This window comes from Kitasatospora sp. NPDC114501 (assembly GCF_055633695.1).
Genome location: NZ_JBVKDS010000004.1, coordinates 278,706 through 298,642 on the forward strand (window position 1 = coordinate 278,706; position 19,937 = coordinate 298,642).

A 19,937-nucleotide genomic window follows, 5' to 3' on the forward strand; every position below is an offset into this window, starting at 1 on the left:
CCCCGAGAGGGCGACCCTGCTCGGGGGGGGGGGAAAAACGGAGGCACGGCGCACCGGGACCTGCCCCCCGTCCCGGGCCCCGCCGTACTGTTCCCGGAGTTCCTACGGCTCCGGCGGCGCCGGGGCAGTCGCGCCCCGGCCGGCCTTGACGCCGTTCACCATCGCCTGGTGGACCGCCCGCGCGGTGATCTCGTCGTCCGCCGGCACCGGGCTGCCGGCGACCGTGTACCAGTCCAGCGCGCCGGTGTACTGGACGGTCAGCCTCGCCTCGCCGTCCACCCACGTGGTGTGCACGGTGAGGTCCCCGGAGATCGGGCCGATCTCGGTGGTGGTCACCCCGCCGGGGCCGCTGATGATCGATTGGGTGGTCCAGGTCGCCCACGACGTGCGCGGGTCCGCGGGCGGCCGGGCCTGGCGGTCGCCTCGGTCGTGTTCGGTCATGCGCCTCTCCTCCCCCGCGGGTGCTCCACCGCCGGAGCGGCGGCACCTGCGGTCGCGGCGACCGCCCGGTCCCACCGGGCGGTCGAGTCGGTACGGCGGACGGTCAGCCGGGCCGGCCGGGTTCCTCCAGGATGGGGCCGCCCTCCGCCTGGGAGGTGTCCTGCGCGTGCAGGTTCTGCATCGAGGGAACGCCCTCCTCGGGGTCCGCGGCGCGGATGTCCTCGTCGTCCTCGGTGCTCACCTTGGACCGGTCGCTCATGTCGGTCATCGCGGGCTCCGTCTCCTCGGCCGACCCGGGGCACGCCGGGCCGGAGGCGCGGCGGGGCCGGTGGTGTCTCTTCGCCCCTCCAGCCTGCCTCCGCCCCGGCGCGGGGGCCAGCCGGGTGACCCGCGAAGCGTCCGCCGACCCCGCCCGGCGTCACCAGGTGACGGGCAGTGACCGCATGCCGTAGATGAACGAGTCGGTGCGGAACGCCAGCTCGGCGCGCGGCACCGTCAGCCGCAGCCCGGGCAGCCGGCGGAACAGCGTCTCCAGGGCGATCTGGAGCTCGGCGCGGGCCAGCGGCTGGCCGAGGCACTGGTGCACGCCGAAGCCGAAGGCCAGGTGCCGCCGGGCGTCCCGGTCGAGGTCCAGCTCGTCGACCGGCAGCCGGCCGGCGCCGCCGAACACCTCCTCGTCCCGGTTGGCGGTGGAGAGCATCGCCATCACGCCCTCCCCGGCCCGGACGGTGACGCCGCCCAGCTCCACGTCCTCCAGCGCCACCCGGGGCACCCCGGTGTGGACGATGGTGAGGTGGCGCAGCAGCTCCTCCACCGCGCCGGGCAGCGCGGCCGGGTCGGCCAGCCTGGCGACCTGCTCGGGCCGGTCCAGCAGCAGGGCGGTGGAGAGCGCGATCATGTTCGCGGTGGTCTCGTGCCCGGCGATCAGCAGCAGGATGCCGGTGGCGGCGGCCTCGCGCGGGGTGAGGTCGTCCCGGGCGGCGAGCCGGCTGAGGATGTCGTCCCGCGGCTCCGCCCGCTTGCGGGCCGTCAGCCCCTCCAGGTACTCCAGCAGCTCGTCCTGGGCCTCCAGCAGCCGTTCGAGCGTGCTGGTGTTGCTGAGCAGCGTCCGGCTGACGCTCTGGAAGAACTCGCGGTCCTCGTACGGGACGCCGAGCAGCAGGCAGATCACCAGCGAGGGGACGGGCAGCGCGAAGTCGGCGACGAGGTCGGCCTCGGTGCGGCCCTCGGTCATCCCGTCCAGCGCCTCGTCCACGATCCGCTGGATGTCCGGGCGCATCGCCTCGACCCGCTTGACCAGGAAGTCCCCGGTGACCATCCGGCGCAGCCGGGCGTGTTCGGGGTCGTCGAGCCGCAGGAAGGTCGGGTTCTCGGCGATCCGCTCGCGGCTGCCGGCGACCAGCAGCGGGAAGGACGGGTGGCGCACGTCGGCGCTGAACCGGCGGTCGGAGAGGATGGTGCGGACCTCGGCGTAGCCGGTGGCCAGCCAGCAGGACTCGCCCCCGGGCAGCTCGGCGCGGGTCAGCCGGGCGGTGGCGGCGGCCTCGGTGTACGCGGGCGGCGGGCCGAACGGGCAGCTTGCGGAGTGCGGGGCGGGGAGCGGGACGGCGGGGACGGTGGGTGTGCTCGTCAAGGCGGGGTCTCCTTGCGTCGCGATGGTTCTCCGGTGGGGGTGTGCGGTGACCGGACGGCCCGTCAGGTGGGCGTGCGCCCCGGCCTATTCGGCCGCTGCCGGCTCCTCCTCGGCCACGGTGATCGCGCCGCCCGGGCAGAGCTGGGCGGCCAGTCTGAGATCGTCGAACTGGTCCGGCCGGAAGGTGGTCTGACGGAGCCTCACCAGACTGTCGTCGTCGTCCTGGTCGAAGACCTCGGGAACGTTCGTGACGCACATCCCGGAGCTGCAGCAGCGGTCCCGGTCGACACTCACCCGCATGGTCGGGCACCTCTCGCCAGTGCGCCGCCGGCTGCCCGGCGGCCGCCTCTCGTTGTCAATGCCAACCTAACCGCCGCTGATCCGTCCACGGAGGGTGCGGTGGCGGGATCGTCGAGAATGGCCGATTCGGTGCGCGCCGGAACGGCCGGGCGGCGGGGCAGGTTTGGATCGACGTCACCCCGACAGGCGTTTGTGCCGCCGCCCCCGTCCGGGCTTCCCTCAACCGGTCCCGCCTCGGCCCCGCCTCGGCCCCGCCCCGGCTCACAGCCCCTCGGCGGCGGCGATCTCCCGTACGGTCGCGACGGTGTCGGCCTCGGCGGCGTCCTTGTCCGGCCGGTAGCGCACCACCCGGGCGAACCGCAGGGCGAGCCCGGCCGGATAGCGGGAGCTGCGCTGCACCCCGTCGAACGCGATCTCGACGACCAGTTCCGGCCGGACCCGCACCGTCCAGGCGTCCCGCCCGGCCTCCCGGGCCAGCAGTTCGGCGGTCTGCCAGGCGAGCGTCTCGTCGGTCAGGCCCTTGAAGGTCTTGCCCAGCATCACCCACGGGCCCAACCCCGGCTCGCCCGCCGCCCGGGCACCCAGGTGCAGGTTGCTGAGGAAACCGTGCCGGCGCCCGCTGCCCCACTCGGCGGCCAGCACCACCAGGTCCAGGGTGTGCCGGGGCTTCACCTTGATCCAGCCCGCGCCGCGCCGCCCGGCCGCGTACGGGACCGCCGGGTCCTTCACCAGCACACCCTCGTGGCCGAGTGCCAGCGTCTCGCGGAAGAAGGCCAGCGCCCGGTCGCGGTCGCCGGTCTCGACCCGGGCCACCCGCAGGCCGTCCGGCACGGCCTCCTCCAGCGCCGCCCAGCGCTCCCGGCCGGGGCGGTCCACCAGGTCCTCGCCGTCCCGGTGCAGCAGGTCGAAGAAGTAGGCGTCGAGCGGGACTTCGGCGCGCAGCCGGTCCGGGTCCCGCCGGGAGGCGGTGCGCGCGGCGGTCTCCTGGAACGGGCGCGGCCGGCCGTCCGGACCGAGCGCGACCGCCTCGCCGTCCAGCACCGCCGAGCGCAGCGGCAGCGCCAGCGCGGCCTCGACCACCTCGGGTACCCGCGCGGTGATGTCGTCCAGGCCGCGGGTGAACACCGCGACCTCCCCGCCGTCCCGGTGCACCTGCATCCGGATGCCGTCCAGCTTCCATTCCAGCGCGGCGGGACCGGTGCGCTCCAGCGCCGTGGCCACGTCCGGCGCGGCGGCGGCCAGCATCGGCCGCACCGCCCGTCCGACCTCCAGCCGGAACGCCGCCAGCGCCGCCTCCCCGCCGGTCAGCGCCGCCTCCGCCACCGCCCGGGCCGACCCGCGGAACATCAGCGCCCGCCGCACACTCGCCGCCGGCACCCCGGCCGCCTGGGCCACGGCGTCCCCGACCACCGCGTCCAGCGCCCCCTGCCGCAGGTCCCCGACCAGCACCGCCCGCAGGAACCCCTGCTCCACCGCGGTCGCCCGGGCGAACAGCCCGTGCAGCAGCCGCCGCCGCTCCGCCTGCGCCCCCGCCCCGTGCACGCCGGCGATCCGCTCCAGCTCCCGCTCCACCTCCCGCACCCCGAGCGACGCCTCCACCGCCGGCTCCGGCAGCCCGCGCAGCGCCGCCGGCCCGATCCCGGTCCGCAGGCGCTGCGACTCCCCGGACAGCAACGCCACCGCCGCCGGCCCGTCCACCGGCCCCAGGTCCCGCAGGCACCCGGCCAGCAACCCGGTCTTCGCCCGCCGCCCGGCCTCCGCCGCCACCTCCCGCGACACCGACGCCAACCGCGACAACCCCGCCACACCACCACCTCCCCCCTCAGCATCGGCCCCCACCCGGCCCCCCGCACGGCGACCACCACCCCCGAGGGGCTGTGGACTCATCATCGACGCCGCTCGGGGCCAGGGCGTTTCGTCCCGATCATCGGGTCGTCGGAGCCGGACTCGGCATCGCCGACTCCCCCTGCCGGTCGGTCCGCTGATCCGACGGAACCGCCTGGGTCAGTTCCACGGTTCCCGCTCGGGGTCTTCACCCAGCAGCTTCGCCGCGGCCACGCAGAGGTCTCGGCCGTAGATCTGGTTGCCGCCCCATTCGGAGCCCCAGCGGTCGGTCGCAGCCTGGGCCACGCCGCGCCAGGTGAAGTCCTCGTCGACCCGCCAGGCGCGGATCCGAGCGGCCGTTTCCGGCGTGATCGTCGCCGGGTCCTCGGTGTTGTCAGCCATTCCACTGACCCTGGGGACGTCGCGGGGATGAAGGCCACCGGGTTACCGCGCCGAACTGAGGCCCCCATCGCCCGGGCGGCCGGTGCCGGCCGGGCGGCCTCGGCAAGGTGCCGCGGTGGCGTAGGGGGTGGGTGGTCTTGGCCGGGGTGGTGGTCGGCGGTGGGGGGACGGGGCGGCATGCTGAGGGCTCGTAACGCCCGCTGAGCGATGGAGACCGAGATGAGTGAGACCCCCACGACCCGCTGGAGCGTCGGCGCGCCCGAGCCCGGTGACTACGCCGCCTGGCGTGAACTCTTCCGTGGGTACTGCGAGTTCTACCGGGTGCCGATACCGGAGGAGAAGGCCGAGCTGGTCTGGTCCTGGCTGATGGACCCGGGGCACGAGCTGGCGGGCCTGCTGGTCCGGGACGGGGACGGTGGGCCGGTCGGGCTCGCCCACTACCGGCCGTTCGCGCGACCGTTGCACGGGGCCGTCGGGTGCTTCCTGGACGATCTGTTCGTCGCGCCGGAGGTCCGGGGCGGCGGGGCGGTGGACGCGCTGTTGGGCCGCCTGCGGGAAATCGCGGCGGAACGCGGGTGGAACACCGTCCGCTGGATCACCTCCGAGGACAATTACCGGGCCCGCGGCAAGTACGACCAGGTCGCCACCCGGACCAGGTTCCTCACCTACGACATGGCTCCGGAGGCCCCGGTCGGCTGAGGTCGCGGCCCGACCGCCGGACATTCGTTCGGAATTTCTGTTATCGGCGCCCCGCCGGGAGGTCTCCCCAGTGTCGGCACCCGACCAGTCGACCCGGAACAGAAAGCGTGGCCACGTGAACAGCGACGACAGGACGACCATCCTCCCGGCGAGCGGAGGCGGCGCCGGCGACGACAGCGGGAGTGGAGCCCGTGGCCGCTCCGGCGGCCGGGCGGCGCGGCGGGCTGCCGAGCGGCACACCGGCCGGGGGCGGCGGGCGCGGCGGCGCGGCGGGATCGTGCCGGTCACCGCGGTCGTCGCCGCCGTGGCCGGTACCGGGCTGTTCGCCGCGCTGGCCGGCGCGGGCTACGCGGCGTACGGCGGCAAGCAGACCGACCGCGACATGGCCGGCCAGTCGCTGGCCGCCGACTCGCTGATCTCCGCGGAGCTGGGCACCCACGAGGGCATCCAGGTGCCCGGCACCGGCGGGACGAACCCGGACGTCCCGCCGCCGGCCACTCCCGCTGCCCCCGCCACCGACCCGGCGGCCGTCCCGAGCGCGCCGGCCGCGCCGACCGCGACCGCTCCGGTCTCCCCGACGGCGTCGGCCGTCGCCACCCCGACCGCCGCCCCCACCCCCACGGCCTCCGCGGCCAAGTCGACCCCGAGCGCCACCCGCTCCGCCACCGCCGCCCAGCCCGCGCCGAAGCGGGCCACCGCGGCCCCGCCGGCGGGCGGGGGCGCGTCTCCGTCGTACGCCCAGCAGGTCGTGGACCTGGTCAACGTCGAGCGCTCCAAGGCCGGCTGCGGTCCGGTCGGCGCCGAGCCCCGGCTCGCGAGCGCGGCCCAGTCGCACAGCGACGACATGGCCGACCGCGGCTACTTCGACCACGCCAGCCCCGAGGGCAACCACGCCGACCACCGGATCGAGGCGGCCGGCTACAGCTGGAGCACCTGGGGCGAGAACATCGCCCGGGGCCAGAAGGACCCGGCCGCGGTGATGGAGTCCTGGATGAACAGCCCCGGCCACCGGGCCAACATCCTGAACTGCTCGTTCAAGCAGCTCGGCGTGGGCGTGCGGACCGGCACCAACGGCCCGTGGTGGACCCAGGTGTTCGCCGCCCCGGCGTGAACCGGCCGCGGTTCACACCCGACGGCTCCGGTTCCCGGGGCCCCGGCCCGGTCTGACCCTCAGGCCGGGCCGATCGATCCGGGCCGATTTTCCGATTCCGTGCACATTGTTGTTATCTGATCACTCCCCACGGGTCTCCGAGGAGGCAGCGGCGGACGGAAACACGGCAAGACGGAGTGCGGACCATGAACGCTGATGTGCAGAACAGGACCGGGACCACCCTGGTGCTCGCGGCGCAGGCAGGTGACCGGCAGGCCCAGGAGGCGCTGGTCGCCACCTGGCTGCCGCTCGTCTACAACGTGGCCGGCCGCGCCCTCGGCGGCCACGCCGACGTGGACGACGTCGCGCAGGAGACCATGATCCGGGCCCTGGACGGCCTGGACGGGCTCCGCGAGCCGGAGTCCTTCCGGTCCTGGCTGGTCGCCATCACCATGAACCAGGTGCGCCGCCGACACGCCGCCGGTCAGCAGCAGCCGACCGTCGGCGGCCTGGACGAGACCTGGGAGGTCGCCGACCCTCGGGCAGACTTCACCGACCTCACCATCCTGCGCCTCGGCCTGTCCGGCCAGCGCCGCGAGGTGGCCGAGGCGACCCGCTGGCTGGACCCCGATGACCGCGAGCTGCTCGCCCTCTGGTGGCTGGAGGCCGCCGGCGAGCTGACCCGCGGCGAACTCGCCGAGGCACTCGACCTGAGCCCGCAGCACACCGCCGTGCGCGTGCAGCGGATGAAGAAGCAGCTCGAAGCGGGCCGCATCGTCGTCCGCGCGCTCGGTGCCTACCCCCGCTGCCCCGGGCTGACCGAGCTCACCGCGGGCTTCGACGGCACCCCGAACTCGGTCTGGCGCAAGCGCATCGCCCGCCACATCCGCGACTGCGCCGACTGCGACGGCCTCGGCCGGGACCTGTTCCCGGCCGAAGGGCTGCTGGCAGGCCTCGCCCTGGTGCCGATCCCGCTGGACGCGCCCGCGCTGCTGCACTTCCAGCACACTGCGGCTGCCGCGGCGTCCTCGACGGCCGCCACCGGAGCGGGCTCCGGTGCGGGTGCCGGCACAGGCGGCGGAACCCACGCCGGTTCCGGTGCGCACGCGGGTACGGGAGGGCACGGCGGCTGGGCGGGCACCGCTGCCCGCAAAGCCGTCCTGGCGAGCGGCGCGGCCGCGGCCGTCGCCGTGACCACCCTCGCCCTGGTCTGGCCGCAGGCGGGCGAGCCGCCGCAGTCGACGGCACCGGAGCCCACCGCCCCGGCCGCGGCCCAGGACACCCCGACCGCTGCCGCCGCCCCCGTCGCCGCCACCCCGGCGCCGACCCCGATACCCGCGGAGAGCCCGACGCCGACGGCGACGCCCGCCCCGACGCCGACCGCGACCCGCAGCGCCACCGCGACACCGCAGCCCACCATGGAGCGCCAGCTGGTGGACCTGGTCAACGCCGAACGCACCAAGGCCGGTTGCACCCCGCTGCGGATCGACCCCCGGCTGCACGGCACGGCCCAGAAGCACGCGGAGGACATGGCCACCCGCGGCTTCTTCGACCACGTCAACCCGGACGGCGTCCGGACCGAGGCCCGGATCACCGCCGCCGGCTACCGCTGGTCCCAGTGGGGCGAGAACCTCGACCGGGGCCCGACCACCCCGGCCGCCGTCTTCGCCCGCTGGATGGACGGCGGAATCCACCAGTCCAACATGCTCGACTGCGGATTCAAGGACATCGGCGTCGGCTTCGCCACGAGCTCGGCCGGCACCCCCTACTGGACCCAGGACCTCGGAGCCCCGCTGTCCTGAGCCCCGGCCGACGGTGACCGGGCAGCAGTGGCCAGGCAGCAGTGACGGCCGCCGGTGACCGGCCGACGGACCGCTGGGACTACGCGGGCGTGGCCGCCACCAGGCCGTTCGCCGACCCGGTCACATAGCCGGTGGCCTCCCCGAGGACGCCACCCGCGTCACCGACCTGCCCGGGCGCCACGTCCGTGGCACTGCTCAGCGGCCCGGGCAGTCCCTCCTGCCCGCCCACGGCACTGGCGTGCGCACTCGGCGCGGTGAGGGAGGCCACGACACCGACGGCGAGCGAGGCCACGGCAAGCATGCTGCGCTTCTTCATGGCCGGTCCAACGACGCTGCGCCGGAAGGGTTACGGCCCACCGCGCTCCCGCACGCCCCACCGCGCCCCTCCGCATCGTCAGGCCCGGTAGAACGTCCGCCCGGCGGCACCCGAGGAGACCGACCACACCTCGGTTATGAGCCCGCCGCCGAGCCGCAGGGTGTCCGTCCCGCTGCGCGCCGTCAGACCACCCCCGCCGTCCGGGAAGCTCGCCCGGTACGGCCGGGCCACCAGGCCGGACAGCACGCCGTCGACCGACTCCACGTCCACCACCGGGACGCCCTCGGCCTCGAACCGCAGCCCCGGCCGCCCGGCGCGCCACCGCCCGATCAGCTCCGCCAGCCCGGCCGGCGTCCGCACACCGTCGAACGCCTCCGTACCCGCCTGCGCGTACCGCAGGGTGAAGTCGGGCGCCATGATCTCCTCGGCCAGCCCCAACTCACCGTTCCACAGAGCCGTCCAGCGGTCGTAGACCGCGGCCCCGGCCTCCCGCAGCTCGCCACCCGTCAGCTTGACGCCCGTCGGTGCGACACCAGCCAGCTCGACACCCATCACCGAACCCCCGTTCGTTATCGATCGTGCTGGGGACGCTAGCACCAGGCACTGACAATCCGGCCGGGAAGACCTGCCGCCGGCTCACCTGCGGGGGCGCGGGGGCGCGGGGGCGCGCGGGAACGTTGGACGGCCCGCGCGCCGACCGGGACTGTGCCGGGCGGCGGGCGGGCCGTGGGAACCACCATGGCCCCACCGGCCCCTGTCGGTCAGGGGCGTGTGAGGCGTGATCGGACGCACGGCGGCGCGCCGGGCGTGCACCAGCAGCCCCAGCCGCGCCGTCAGAGCGTTCCGGAGCCCCGCGCCACCCCGGGCCCGCCCGCCACGGCGGCCCCACCCTCCCAGGCCGACGCCCCGGGAGCCGACACCCCCGGAGCGGCGCCCACCTGGCCCACCACCCAGTCCGGATGCCCCGGCATCGGCGGCGTCCGCAGCCCGTACAGCCAGTCGTCGAGGAAGCCCCGCAGGTCCTGCCCGGACACCGTCGAGGCCGTCCGCACGTAGTCCTCGGTGGTCGCGTTCCGGTACCGGTACGTGCCCAGGAAGGTGCGTTCGATCCGGTCGAAGGTCTCCGCCCCGACCTTCTCCCGCAGCGCGAACAGCACCAGCGCGCCGCCCGTGTAGCGCTGGCTGTCGAAGAGGTCGGCGGCGGTGGGCGAGGCCACCGGCCCGGAGTCGTGCCGCCACTGGTCGCCCAGGCCGTAGAGGTAGCGCATCCGGTCGACCAGCGTGGTGTAGCCCCAGGCGTCCGGCCAGCCGCGCTCGTAGCGGTACGCCAGGCCGTAGAAGTCGGCGTGGCCCTCGTTGAGCCAGAGGTCGGACCACCGGGCGGGGGAGACGCTGTTGCCGAACCAGGAGTGGACCAGCTCGTGCATCATGTGCGAGCCGATCGCCGGCTCCGCCTGCCGCAGGAAGTTCGGCTTGTAGAGGGTGAGCGTCTGGGTCTCCAGGCCGGTGAAGGCGAACGCGGCCGGGTCGTCGGTGTTGACCGGCAGGATCCCGTACGTCTCGAACGGGAACGGCCCCAGGTGCGCTTCGGCCCAGGCGAGTTGGCCGGGGGTGAGGGCGAGCGCGGGCTCCAGCTCGGCGGCGCGCGCGGTCGGCACCACGTCCCGTAGCGGCAGGCCGTGCGGGCCGGTGCGCTCGCGCACCGTGTAGTCGCCGACCGAGATCTGGACCAGCTCGGTGGCCATCGGCTCGCGGGAGACGTACCGGCGGGTGGTACGGCCGTCGCCCCGCCGCTCGGTGGCCGCCAACTCCCCGTTGGCGACGCCGAGGAGGCCGTCCGGGGCGGTCACCGCGATGGTGAACCGGGCCTTGTCGCCCGGGTGGTCGTTGCAGGGGAAGACGGTGTGTGCGCTGTTCGGCTGGCCGGCCACCGCGAAGCCGTCCGGGGTGGGGACCCAACCGGTGTGCGGCAGCGGGGCACGCGGGTCGGCGGTGTACTCGACGGTCAGCCGGGTGACGCCGCCCGGGAGGAACGGCCTGGCCGGGGTGACCGTGAGCTTCTCGTCGTGGGTCGTGAACCCCGCCGCACGCCCGTCGACCCGGACGGCGCGCACGGTCAGTCCGAGCGCGTCCAGCTCCAGCCGGGCCAGCGCGCGGTCGGGCCGTACGGTGACCACGGCGGTGCCGTCCACCGTCCGGCTCTCGGCCCGGTAGTCGAAGGCCAGGTCGTACCCGAGCGCCTGGTACCCGGTGTTCCCGAGCGAGGGGAAGACCGGATCGCCCAGCCCGTCGGCGGCGCCGGCCGTCGGCACGCTCGCGGACAGCAGTACCGCACTGAGCGCGAGCGACGGGACGAGACCGGTGCGGGGCCTGACCATGGGCGATCACCACACTTCGGGAGCGGGAGTGGAGGCGGGGCCGCCGGGACGGAAAGCCCGGCCACGGATGCTAGTGGACAGCCCGGCCGACAGCGGCGCGATCGGTCCGGTTCGACGACGCACCGTGGTCCCCCGGACGGCCCACGGTGATGGCGGGGCGCCCGCGCGAGGTCTAACGTCAGGAGTGCATCGTCCCCTGACGGACGGCGCCACGGCCGTCGGAACACCTGGCCAGGTCCGGCGGCCGTACTTCCGTGCTCTGGCGCCGCGCGCCCGGAGGCACCCCGTAGGCTGGCAGTCGAGACGACGCCCGCGTACCGGATGCCAGGAGCCGCCGTGACCAGTCCCGATTCGCCCGTTCTGGTGATCGGTGAGTGCGTCGCCGACATCGTCCGCACGGGTGAGGCCCCGGACCGGGTGCACCCCGGCGGCAGCCCCGCGAACGTCGCCTACGGCCTGGCCCGGCTGGGCCGTCCGGCCACGCTGCTCACCGAGCTGGGGCCGGATGCCAACGGCCGGCTGATCCGGCGGCACCTGGAGTCGGCGGGCGTGCGGGTGGAGGCGGTCGAGGTCTCCCGGACACCCTCGGCGGTGGTCGAGCTGGACGACCGGGGGCACGCCCGCTACACCTTCGACATCGGCTGGACGCTGCCGCCGACCGAACCCGCCGAGCCGCCCGCGGGGATCCACCTCGGCTCGATCGCCGCGGTCACCGAGCCCGGCGCGTCATCGGTGCTGGCGCTGGTGGAGCGCTGGCGCGGGCGGGCGCGGATCAGCTACGACCCGAACGTGCGCCCGGCCCTGATGGGGGACCGGGCCGAGGCCGTCCGCCGGGTCGAGCGCCTGGTGGCGCTGAGCGACCTGGTCAAGGCCAGCGACGAGGACCTCGCCTGGCTCTACCCGGGTGAGCCGCCCGAGGCGGTGGCCGAGCGCTGGCTGGCCCTCGGCCCCGCCGTCGTCGCGGTCACCCTCGGCGCGCAGGGCGCCTTCGCCCGCACCGCGGACGGCGGACGCGCCGCGGCCGCGGCCCTCCCGGTGCCGGTCGCGGACACCGTCGGCGCCGGCGACTCCTTCACGGCCGCCTTCCTGCACGCCCGGGCGACGGGCGCCGACCTCGCGGACTGCCTCACCCACGCGGTGACGGCGGCGGCGCTGACCGTCGCCCGCCCCGGCGCCAACCCGCCCTCGGCGGCCGAACTCGCGGCCGCCCTGGCGGACGGCCCGCAGCCGCCCCACGTCGGCGCGACCGCCGGGTAGGCCCGGCTCAACTGCTCCGCTGCGCCGCGACGGTGAGGTCCTTCCCGTACCAGATCTCGGCGTACGGCCCGCTGCTGTACGCGGGGATCTCCCGGTACCCGTTGCGCAGGTACAGCGTGCGGGCCTCGACCAGGTCGAGGCGGGTGTCGAGGACGATCCGGTCGGCGCCCAGAGAGCGGGCGGCCCGGTCGACGGCGGCCAGCAGGACGGCGCCGCCCCCGGTGCCGCGCAGGCCGGGGCGGACGAAGACGCGGGTGAGCTCGGCGGTGGTGGCGTCGAGTCGGCGCAGGCCGGCGCAGGAGTGGGCGACGCCGTCGTGGCGGCCGATCAGGAAGAGGCCGTCCGGGGCGGCGAGGTCGTCGCTGGGGGAGTCGGCCAGGCCGGACTCCAGCTCCTCGGGGGTGCCCTCCCGGCCGAAGTGCAGGCGGTAGTAGCGGTTGGCCACGTCGTAGTAGTACTCGCGCAGCAGGTCCAGGGCCTCGGGGGTGGTCACGTCGGCCGTGGCGACGGTCCAGAGGCCTGAGCGGCCGGGCGCGGTGTTCGTCATGGGCGCATGATCCACTTCACGGCCCGGCACCGCAATCGGTTTTCCCGGTGCGCCGCCCGTCGCCGGACCCGTCCGGTCTCCGGAGCCGCCCGGTCCGGCCACCCGGCCCCTCCCCGTCCAACCGGCCGGCCCGGCCGCCTGGTCACCCGGCCGCCCGCCGCCGGGCAAAGGAACGGCAAGGACCCCGGTGCGTCGTTGCCCCGCGCGGGTGACGAGGGGATTGGCGGTGGTGCGCGGCGGGGGAGCAGTGCACCTATGAACAGACCATCAGGTTGTCGTATTAGTGGGGGTCTGAGGGGGAATCAGCAGCACCGGAGCGGGGTGAGGACCGGCCTGCTGGCCACCGTCTGCCTCTCCGCCGTCCTCGCCGGCTGCGCCGGTCCGGCCGCTCCCGCCGGGCCGAAGTCCGCCCCGGCCGCCGACGCGAAGGCGACCCCGGCGCCCGCCGCCGAGGCCGTCGCCGTTCCGGGCGCGGCCGCTGCCCCCGCCGCGGCCGCCGAGGGCGCCGACCGCGCGGGCGCCCCGCCCGCGGCCCAGCTGCTGCCCGGCCTTGCCCGCAAGGAGGAGCAGAACAGCAGCGAGGCCATGGTCCGTCAGGAGGCGGCCGCCCGCGCCGCGCTGGAGGCCGCCCAGCACTGGGGCCTGGAGCGTCCGCCGTTGAAGGCCCCGCCGCGCCCGGCGGCCAGGGCCGCGCTCACCCCGGTGCAGGGAGTCAAGCTCGCGGACGGCCGCCCGCCCGTCGTCTACCGGGTGCCGACCGACGACAAGGTGGTCTTCCTCACCGTCGACGACGGCGCCGAGAAGGACCCCGAGTTCTCCCGGATGGCCGAGGAACTGGGCATCCCGCTCAGCGCCTACGTCTCCGACTACCTCGCCCGGGAGAACTACGGCTACTTCCGCGACCTCCACGCCCAGGGCGTGGAGATCAACAACCACACGATCAACCACCGCAACCTGAAGGTGCTGGACTACGAGAGCCAGCGCCAGGAGATCTGCACCCAGCAGGACCAGCTGGAGCAGCAGATCGGGACCCGCCCCCGGCTCTTCCGGCCACCGTACGGCGAGTACAACGACGACACCCTGCGCGCGGCGGCCTCCTGCGGGGTCGAGGCGGTGCCGCTGTGGAACGAGGAGGCCTTCCCGGACCACATGGAGTGGCGCTACGACGACCGGAAGCTGCATCCGGGCGACATCATCCTGACCCACTTCCGGGGCACCGACATCTGGAAGGCCTCGATGCCGGACCTGCTGCGCAAGGTCGTCGACGAGGTCACCGCGCAGGGCTTCGCGCTGGCGCGGCTGGACGACTACCTGTAGCGGCCACCCGCAGCCGCACCCGGCAGCCGCCCCCCCCGTAGCCGCCACCCGCGGCGGCCGCGGGCCGGGCGGCTCAGCCGAGCGAGAGGGCGTCGAGGTACACCCAGGCGCCCTCGTGCCGCACGAAGCGGCTGTTCTCGGTGAGCACGCCCGCCTCGCCGCCCTCGGTCCAGTGCGCCCGGAAGGCGACCGTGCCCTCGGCGTGGAACGCGCCGCCCTCGGTGGTGGCGACCACCTCCAGCCCGGTCCAGCGCAGCCCCGGATCGAAGTCGACCTCCGCGGGCCGGGTGTCCGGGTGCCAGGTGCGCAGCAGGTATGCCTCGTCCTGCGCGGCGAAGGCGCTGAACCGGGAGCGCATCAGGGACTCGGCGGTGGTGGCCTTCGCCTGGCCCCGGTGCAGCCGGCCGCAGCAGTCGCCGTAGGCGGCGGGCAGGCCGCAGGGGCACGGGGAGGAGGGCAGCAGCCGGGGCGCGGTGGCGCGGAGCTCGGAACGACGTCGGGACATGCCGTCCATTCTCCCCCACCCGTCGGACGGCTCCCCGGCGGCCCTGCCCCCGCCGGCCCCGGCCACGGGCCCCGGCCGTCCCCGGCTGCCGCACCCGGCCTGCTCAGGAGCGGGCGGCGCCGAACCAGGCGCGCAGCGCCCGGGCCAGTCCGTCCCGGTCGTCCCGGTCGTCCAGGTCGTCCCGGTCGGGTTCGGTCGCCCAGGCGACGTAGCCGTCCGGGCGCAGCAGCAGTGCGCCGGCCGGCGGCTGCTGGCAGTGGGCCGTGACGAGGTCCACCCGGTCCTTCCAGCCCGCCACCCGGTCCGCGAGGTCGAGCTCCCCACCGGTGAGGTCGATGAGCAACGGGCGTCCGGTGCGGGCCAGTTCGGCGATCCGGACGGGGCCGTCCGGGGTGGTCGCGGTGACGTCCGGCACGAACCGCCCGGCCAGCGGGTGCGGGCAGTCGACCTCGTAGCGGACGTCGCTGCCGGCCATCAGCGCGGCGATCCGGCCGAGGTTGTCCGGGTGCGCCAGCAGCTCGTCGAACAGGGCGCGCACCGCGGTGGTCCCGGGGCCGGGGGCCATCAGGGCCGTCTGTGCCTGGGAGTGCATGAACACCCGCTCGCCGACCGGGCGGCGTTCGCTCTGGTAGCTGTCCAGCAGGCCGGGCGGGGCCCAGCCGTGCAGTTCGGCGGCGAGCTTCCAGCCGAGGTTGGCGGCGTCCTGGAGGCCGAGGTTGAGGCCCGGACCGCCGGTCGCGGCGTGCACGTGGGCGGCGTCGCCGACCAGCAGCACTCGGCCCTGCCGGTAGCTCTCGGCGAGCCGGGTGTTGTGGCCGACGGTGCGGCGCGGGGTGAACGGTCCGGCGGTACGGGCCGGGGCGAGCGCCAGGTCGGCTCCGGTCACCCGGTGGATGCTGGCGCGCAGCTCGTCCAGGGTGAGGGGGTTCCGCCGGTCGACCGGCGGCCCGCCCCACTCCATCGTGGCGATCATGACGGCGTCCGGGTTGAACGGCGAGATGACGAAGACGCCGTTGTCGGTGCGGGTGTGGGTGTACGGGCGGAACGGGGTCGGGCAGCCCGGCAGCAGGACCTCGCCGCCGTCGATGAGGCGCAGCCCCTCGGGCGGCAGCACGTGCGCGACGCGGGAGACCGGGTCGGGTGAGGTGACACCGGGGAAGCCGATGCCGGCGAGTTTGCGGACGGTGCTGTGGCCGCCGTCCGCGCCGACCAGGTACCGGGCGCGCAGCCGCCCGGCGCCGTCGGGGCCGTGGACGTCGAGGGTCACCCCGGTCGGGTCCTGGCTGAAGCCGGTGACCTCGCAGTCGCGGCGCACGGTGACGCCGAGTTCGTGGGCGCGTTCCTCCAGGACCTGCTCGATCCGGTGCTGGGGTACGGGCGCGGCGTGCAGCGGGTTCCGGTCGAGCCGGTGCAGTTCCAGCGGGAAGGCGCCGAACGCGAAGCGCGGCACGGGCTGTGGTGCGCCCGGGAGGCCGCTGAGCGGCTGGTGGAGACCGCGGTGGTCGAGCAGCCGGAGCACCTGGCCGACGAGCCCGTTGGCCTTCTGCTCGCCCGAGCGCGCGGGCAGTCGGTCCAGCACCACCGGCCGGATTCCGGCCAGCGCCAGTTCGCCGGCCAGGAACAGCCCGACCGGGCCGGCGCCGACCACGACGACATCGTGGGTCATCTCAAGTCCCCCTTGGGTACGGCTGGTTCACCGGGTCCGCGGATCGGGAAGCCCGGCCGCCAGCTGTCGCAGCGCTTCGGCGAACAGCGGCTGGAACGGCACCGCCGGGTCGGCGGTCAGGTAGTGCTCGTTGGCGACCTGTAGTGCGGAGAGCGCGGCCGAGGCGACCAGCTTCGGGTAGAGGTCCCGGTCGGGGTCGGTCCCGGTGCGGGCGGCCACCGCCGCCGCCAGGTCGGCGCGGGTCGCGGCACCGCCGCGGACCAGTTCGGCCTGGAGCGCGGGTTCGCGCAGCAGCAGTCGTACGGCGGCCGTCCACCGCGGGTCGGGCTCCTCGGCCGCGTCGTCGAACGGCGCGACCAGCGACCGGGTCAGCGCCTCCCACAGCGGCTCCTCCGCCGGGCGGCCCCGCAGCGCCTCGGCGGCCTGGAGGATCCGGTCGCGGTGCCGGAAGACGATCGCCTCGGCCTTGCTGGAGAAGTAGTTGTTGTACGTGCGGGGGGAGACCCCGGCGGCGGCCGCGATGTCCTCCACCCGGACGTTCTCCAGCCCCCGTTCGACCGCCAGGCGCAGGGCCGCCCAGCTGAGGGCCTCCCGCGTCGCGGCCTTCTTCCGTTCCCGCAGCCCGGGCTGACCGTTCGTCATGGGTCCCACTGTCCAGCAAAGGTGCGCGGTGCGCAATAGTGCGTGGCACGCAAGTTTTTCCCGGGTGCGCGGGTTCTGGCGAGCCGTCCGCCACCTGCGGTTTGTCGCTGGTAGTAGTTGCCTGGTTGCGGAGCGATCCCCGCCGGGAGCCCGTGCCCGCAGGCTTTCCGACGGGACGACTCGACAGGACTTGAGGAGCGGTCATGGGTGGCAGACAGCGTCCGCCGAGAGCGCGGACCCCTCGCCAGGGCAGGCCCGCCGGCGCCGGTGCCAGGGCGAACTCGCGGGCGGAGTTCGCCCGCATCGAGGGCTTCCTGGCCTGGGAGGCGGAGGTCGCGGCGGCCGAACGGGACGCCCGTGCGTTCGCCGCGCAGTTCCCGTGGCTGCCGGTGCCGGAGCGCGAGTCCATCGAACAGGCCTACGCGGCCGACCGGTTGCGCTACGCCGAGGAGGTCGTCGACCGCGCGGTCGAGCGCTGCCGCCGGCTGGCGGCCCGCTACCGCGTCGAGTGCCGCCGGATCTGCGCCCGCTGGGCGGCGCTCTGCCTCTCCGTCACGGTGGCCGCGGCGCTGTTCGCCGTCGTCCCGGCCGTCCTGCGCGGCTGAACCGTCGTTCCGGCCGGCACCGTCCTGTGCGGCCGGGCGCGCCCGGCCGTCGTCGACGGTCCCGGGCACGACGAGGGCCCGCTGTGCCGTCTCCGGCACAGCGGGCCCTTTCCGATGGCGGGGCAGTCGGGGGATCAGTGGTGGCCGTGGCCGCTGGTGATCTCCTCGTGCTCCTCCACGGTGGGCTTGGCGATCTGGCTGTACTCGCCGTAGAAGCCGCGGGAGAGCTTCACCCGCGCGCGGGTCCACAGCCCGGTCCGGCGGGCCACCCCGTTCTCGTCCACCTCGGGCGGCAGCACGGAGGGCTGGGGCTGGTCGTGCGAGGTGAGGGTGTAGAGCCGGCCCTGCGGCAGCGGGGCGTGCACCTCGACGAACTCGCCGTGCTGGAGCCGGTTGATGACGCCGGTCTCCCGGCCGTGCAGCACCTTCTCCCGGTCCCGTCGCTGGAGCCCCAGGCACCACCGCTTGGTGATCACGAAGACGACCACCGGCACGGTGAAGAAGCCGGCCCGCACCGCGTAGGTGATCGCGTTGATCGAGAGGTGGAAGTGGGTGGCCAGCAGGTCGTTGCCGCCGCCGGCCAGCAGGAGCAGGTAGAGGCCGATCCAGGCCGCGCCGAAGGCGGTGCGGACCGGGGCGTTGCGCGGCCGGTCGGCGATGTGGTGCTCGCCCCGGTCCCCGGTGATCCAGGCCTCCAGGAAGGGGTAGCACCAGATCACCAGCAGCACGGCCGGGAAGACCATCAGCGGGATGAACACCCCGAGGTTGAGGGTGTGGCCGCCCCAGACGCTGATCTCCCAGCCGGGCATCACCCGGATCAGGCCCTCGGAGAAGCCCATGTACCAGTCCGGCTGGGCGTCGGTGGACACCTGGTCCGGACGGTACGGGCCGTACGCCCAGATCGGGTTGACCGTGGCGATCGCCGACATCACCGCGACCACGCCGAAGACCAGGAAGAAGAAGCCGCCCGCCTTGGCCGTGTAGACCGGCAGCAGCGGCATGCCGACCACGTTGCTGTTGGTCCGGCCGGGCCCGGCGAACTGGGTGTGCTTGTGGTAGAAGACCAGGATCAGGTGCGCCGCGAGCAGGCCCACCATGATGCCCGGGATCAGCAGGACGTGGACGGTGAACAGCCGGGGGATGATGTCGGTGCCCGGGAACTCGCCGCCGAAGAGGAAGAACTGCAGGTACGTCCCGACGATCGGGATGGACAGGACGGCGCCCTCCATGAAGCGGATGCCGGTGCCGGAGAGCAGGTCGTCCGGCAGCGAGTAGCCCATGAAGCCGTCGAACATGCCCAGGATCAGCAGCAGCGCGCCGAAGACCCAGTTGATCTCGCGCGGCTTGCGGAACGCGCCGGTGAAGAAGACGCGCATCATGTGGGTCAGCATCGAGGCGACGAAGACGATCGCGGCCCAGTGGTGGATCTGGCGCATCAGCAGGCCGCCGCGCACGTCGAAGCTGATCCGGACCGTCGAGGAGTAGGCCTCGGACATCGGGATGCCCTTGAGCGGCACGTACGACCCGTCGTAGACGACCTCGCCCATGCTCGGCGTGAAGAACATGGTGAGCCAGACGCCGGTGAGGATGATGATGACGAAGGTGTAGAGCGCGATCTCGCCCAGCATGAAGGACCAGTGGTCGGGAAAGATCTTGCGCAGATTGGCCTTGGCCAGGGAGTAGATGCCGAGTCGGCCGTCGGTCCAGTCGGCCAGGGCCTCGGCCGGGTTGGCGGGGTTGGCGCGCGTGCTGGTCACCGGTCCCGGCTGCGACTGCTGGTCGGTTCTCACGACGGGCTCCCCGGCGTCCTCGGCGTACCGTGCTGGAGGCCCGCCGGCGGGAACGCCGGCCGGCGAAGTGTTGTGATCATGGGACCTCTCGATACGGGCCCGCCGGCCGGACCGGCGCGCGGACCAGGTGTTCCACTGGACCCGTTGCTCAGGGTGATGGAGCGCTTACTCTGTCATGCTGTCGGCAGGGGGCCGACTGTGCACGTCCATCGGCCCGTCCGGCCGCTCGTGTCGGGCCGGACGGGGGGCCCTGACGCCCGATCGGCTGGCCGCCGCTCGGCCCAACGGGTGCCGATGCTGCGGTCGGGTGCCGCTGAAGCGTTTCGGCGCGCGCCGTGTCCGGGGGTCGCCCGCTCCGGGGCCTACGCTGCGCCAATGGCGGATCACCGTGAACTCTTCGAGGACGTCTCCGAGGCCCTGGCCCGCGCAGGGTTCGACACCGGCCCGGGTCCCTCACCGCTGTGGATCGACCGTCACCCCGAGGGCGTGGTGGTCGGCTGGACGCCGGGCGCGGAGCCGGGCGGTCCGCCCTCCCGGGAGGCGGTCGCGGCCCTGAGCGGCGCGGCCGCGGTCGTGCTGCGCGAGTGCGGCTACCTGGTCGCCGGCACGGAGGAGGGGGATCTGCTGGTGCGTTGCGCCGAACCGGTGACGGTCCCGGACTCGCCGGAGCCGGAGCCGGTGCCGGAGCAGTGGTGGGGGTGAGCGGGGCCGTCCGACGAGCAG

21 protein-coding genes are annotated in these 19,937 nt (G+C 74.7%); 7 read left to right on the plus strand and 14 right to left on the minus strand.

The window, feature by feature from the left end:
- Nucleotides 1-102: 102 nt before the first annotated feature.
- From ACZ7RU_RS10360 to ACZ7RU_RS10385, 6 genes are all read right to left on the minus strand, one after another.
- Entirely contained in the window at nucleotides 103-441 is a 339-nt protein-coding gene (locus ACZ7RU_RS10360) for a hypothetical protein (RefSeq protein WP_470340457.1), read from the minus strand.
- A 103-nt stretch (nucleotides 442-544) separates the two neighbouring features.
- A complete protein-coding gene (locus tag ACZ7RU_RS10365) occupies nucleotides 545-709 on the minus strand; it encodes a hypothetical protein (protein WP_470340458.1) in 165 nt (54 codons plus the stop codon).
- A 150-nt stretch (nucleotides 710-859) separates the two neighbouring features.
- Nucleotides 860-2,074: a cytochrome P450 gene (locus tag ACZ7RU_RS10370; protein ID WP_470340459.1), complete on the minus strand. Its 1,215-nt coding sequence runs from the start codon at nucleotides 2,072-2,074 to the stop codon at nucleotides 860-862.
- A gap of 84 nt (nucleotides 2,075-2,158) precedes the next feature.
- Entirely contained in the window at nucleotides 2,159-2,374 is a 216-nt protein-coding gene (locus ACZ7RU_RS10375; protein ID WP_470340460.1) for a ferredoxin, read from the minus strand.
- Nucleotides 2,375-2,635: 261 nt separating this feature from the next.
- Nucleotides 2,636-4,180 carry an ATP-dependent DNA ligase gene (locus tag ACZ7RU_RS10380; protein ID WP_470340461.1) on the minus strand — a complete coding sequence of 515 codons (1,545 nt, stop codon included), beginning with the start codon at nucleotides 4,178-4,180 and terminating at the stop codon, nucleotides 2,636-2,638.
- Nucleotides 4,181-4,378: 198 nt separating this feature from the next.
- Nucleotides 4,379-4,600: a hypothetical protein gene (locus tag ACZ7RU_RS10385; RefSeq protein WP_470340462.1), complete on the minus strand. Its 222-nt coding sequence runs from the start codon at nucleotides 4,598-4,600 to the stop codon at nucleotides 4,379-4,381.
- Nucleotides 4,601-4,819: 219 nt separating this feature from the next.
- Here ACZ7RU_RS10385 and ACZ7RU_RS10390 point away from each other — a divergent pair, with 219 nt between their 5' ends.
- From ACZ7RU_RS10390 to ACZ7RU_RS10400, 3 genes are all read left to right on the plus strand, one after another.
- Nucleotides 4,820-5,299: a GNAT family N-acetyltransferase gene (locus ACZ7RU_RS10390; protein ID WP_387755152.1), complete on the plus strand. Its 480-nt coding sequence runs from the start codon at nucleotides 4,820-4,822 to the stop codon at nucleotides 5,297-5,299.
- A gap of 115 nt (nucleotides 5,300-5,414) precedes the next feature.
- Entirely contained in the window at nucleotides 5,415-6,410 is a 996-nt protein-coding gene (locus ACZ7RU_RS10395) for a CAP domain-containing protein (protein WP_470340463.1), read from the plus strand.
- 185 nt (nucleotides 6,411-6,595) lie between these two features.
- Nucleotides 6,596-8,191, plus strand: coding sequence for a sigma-70 family RNA polymerase sigma factor (locus ACZ7RU_RS10400; RefSeq protein WP_470340464.1), 1,596 nt, complete (start codon nucleotides 6,596-6,598; stop codon nucleotides 8,189-8,191).
- A 79-nt stretch (nucleotides 8,192-8,270) separates the two neighbouring features.
- Here ACZ7RU_RS10400 and ACZ7RU_RS10405 read toward each other — a convergent pair whose 3' ends face one another.
- The 3 genes from ACZ7RU_RS10405 to ACZ7RU_RS10415 form a co-directional block, all read right to left on the minus strand.
- Nucleotides 8,271-8,507, minus strand: a complete 237-nt coding sequence (locus tag ACZ7RU_RS10405) for a hypothetical protein (RefSeq protein ID WP_470340465.1) — start codon at nucleotides 8,505-8,507, stop codon at nucleotides 8,271-8,273.
- Between the two features lie 78 nt (nucleotides 8,508-8,585).
- Nucleotides 8,586-9,059: a nuclear transport factor 2 family protein gene (locus ACZ7RU_RS10410; RefSeq protein ID WP_470340466.1), complete on the minus strand. Its 474-nt coding sequence runs from the start codon at nucleotides 9,057-9,059 to the stop codon at nucleotides 8,586-8,588.
- A 281-nt stretch (nucleotides 9,060-9,340) separates the two neighbouring features.
- The gene (locus ACZ7RU_RS10415; RefSeq protein ID WP_470340467.1) at nucleotides 9,341-10,885 is read right to left on the minus strand and encodes a M1 family metallopeptidase; all 1,545 of its coding nucleotides are present in this window, start codon (nucleotides 10,883-10,885) and stop codon (nucleotides 9,341-9,343) included.
- A 336-nt stretch (nucleotides 10,886-11,221) separates the two neighbouring features.
- Between ACZ7RU_RS10415 and ACZ7RU_RS10420 the strand changes: the two genes are divergently transcribed.
- Nucleotides 11,222-12,142 (plus strand): carbohydrate kinase family protein, encoded by a 921-nt coding sequence (locus ACZ7RU_RS10420; RefSeq protein ID WP_470340468.1) that lies wholly within the window; start codon nucleotides 11,222-11,224, stop codon nucleotides 12,140-12,142.
- A gap of 7 nt (nucleotides 12,143-12,149) precedes the next feature.
- Here ACZ7RU_RS10420 and ACZ7RU_RS10425 read toward each other — a convergent pair whose 3' ends face one another.
- Nucleotides 12,150-12,689 carry a GNAT family N-acetyltransferase gene (locus ACZ7RU_RS10425; protein WP_470340469.1) on the minus strand — a complete coding sequence of 180 codons (540 nt, stop codon included), beginning with the start codon at nucleotides 12,687-12,689 and terminating at the stop codon, nucleotides 12,150-12,152.
- A 321-nt stretch (nucleotides 12,690-13,010) separates the two neighbouring features.
- Between ACZ7RU_RS10425 and ACZ7RU_RS10430 the strand changes: the two genes are divergently transcribed.
- Nucleotides 13,011-14,006 carry a polysaccharide deacetylase family protein gene (locus ACZ7RU_RS10430; RefSeq protein WP_470340470.1) on the plus strand — a complete coding sequence of 332 codons (996 nt, stop codon included), beginning with the start codon at nucleotides 13,011-13,013 and terminating at the stop codon, nucleotides 14,004-14,006.
- A 73-nt stretch (nucleotides 14,007-14,079) separates the two neighbouring features.
- On the opposite strand, the gene ACZ7RU_RS10435 is transcribed toward ACZ7RU_RS10430, so the two are convergent.
- From ACZ7RU_RS10435 to ACZ7RU_RS10445, 3 genes are all read right to left on the minus strand, one after another.
- Nucleotides 14,080-14,511 carry a YchJ family protein gene (locus tag ACZ7RU_RS10435; protein ID WP_470340471.1) on the minus strand — a complete coding sequence of 144 codons (432 nt, stop codon included), beginning with the start codon at nucleotides 14,509-14,511 and terminating at the stop codon, nucleotides 14,080-14,082.
- 103 nt (nucleotides 14,512-14,614) lie between these two features.
- Nucleotides 14,615-16,177, minus strand: a complete 1,563-nt coding sequence (locus tag ACZ7RU_RS10440) for an FAD-dependent monooxygenase (protein ID WP_470340472.1) — start codon at nucleotides 16,175-16,177, stop codon at nucleotides 14,615-14,617.
- A gap of 27 nt (nucleotides 16,178-16,204) precedes the next feature.
- Entirely contained in the window at nucleotides 16,205-16,819 is a 615-nt protein-coding gene (locus ACZ7RU_RS10445) for an acyl-CoA-like ligand-binding transcription factor (RefSeq protein WP_470340473.1), read from the minus strand.
- Nucleotides 16,820-17,022: 203 nt separating this feature from the next.
- Between ACZ7RU_RS10445 and ACZ7RU_RS10450 the strand changes: the two genes are divergently transcribed.
- The gene (locus ACZ7RU_RS10450; RefSeq protein WP_470340474.1) at nucleotides 17,023-17,424 is read left to right on the plus strand and encodes a cytochrome C oxidase subunit I; all 402 of its coding nucleotides are present in this window, start codon (nucleotides 17,023-17,025) and stop codon (nucleotides 17,422-17,424) included.
- A gap of 134 nt (nucleotides 17,425-17,558) precedes the next feature.
- Here ACZ7RU_RS10450 and qcrB read toward each other — a convergent pair whose 3' ends face one another.
- On the minus strand, nucleotides 17,559-19,181 hold the full coding sequence (gene qcrB / locus ACZ7RU_RS10455) for a cytochrome bc1 complex cytochrome b subunit (RefSeq protein WP_470340592.1): 1,623 nt from the start codon (nucleotides 19,179-19,181) through the stop codon (nucleotides 17,559-17,561).
- 408 nt (nucleotides 19,182-19,589) lie between these two features.
- Here qcrB and ACZ7RU_RS10460 point away from each other — a divergent pair, with 408 nt between their 5' ends.
- Nucleotides 19,590-19,916: a hypothetical protein gene (locus ACZ7RU_RS10460; RefSeq protein ID WP_470340475.1), complete on the plus strand. Its 327-nt coding sequence runs from the start codon at nucleotides 19,590-19,592 to the stop codon at nucleotides 19,914-19,916.
- The last annotated feature ends 21 nt before the right edge of the window (nucleotides 19,917-19,937 follow it).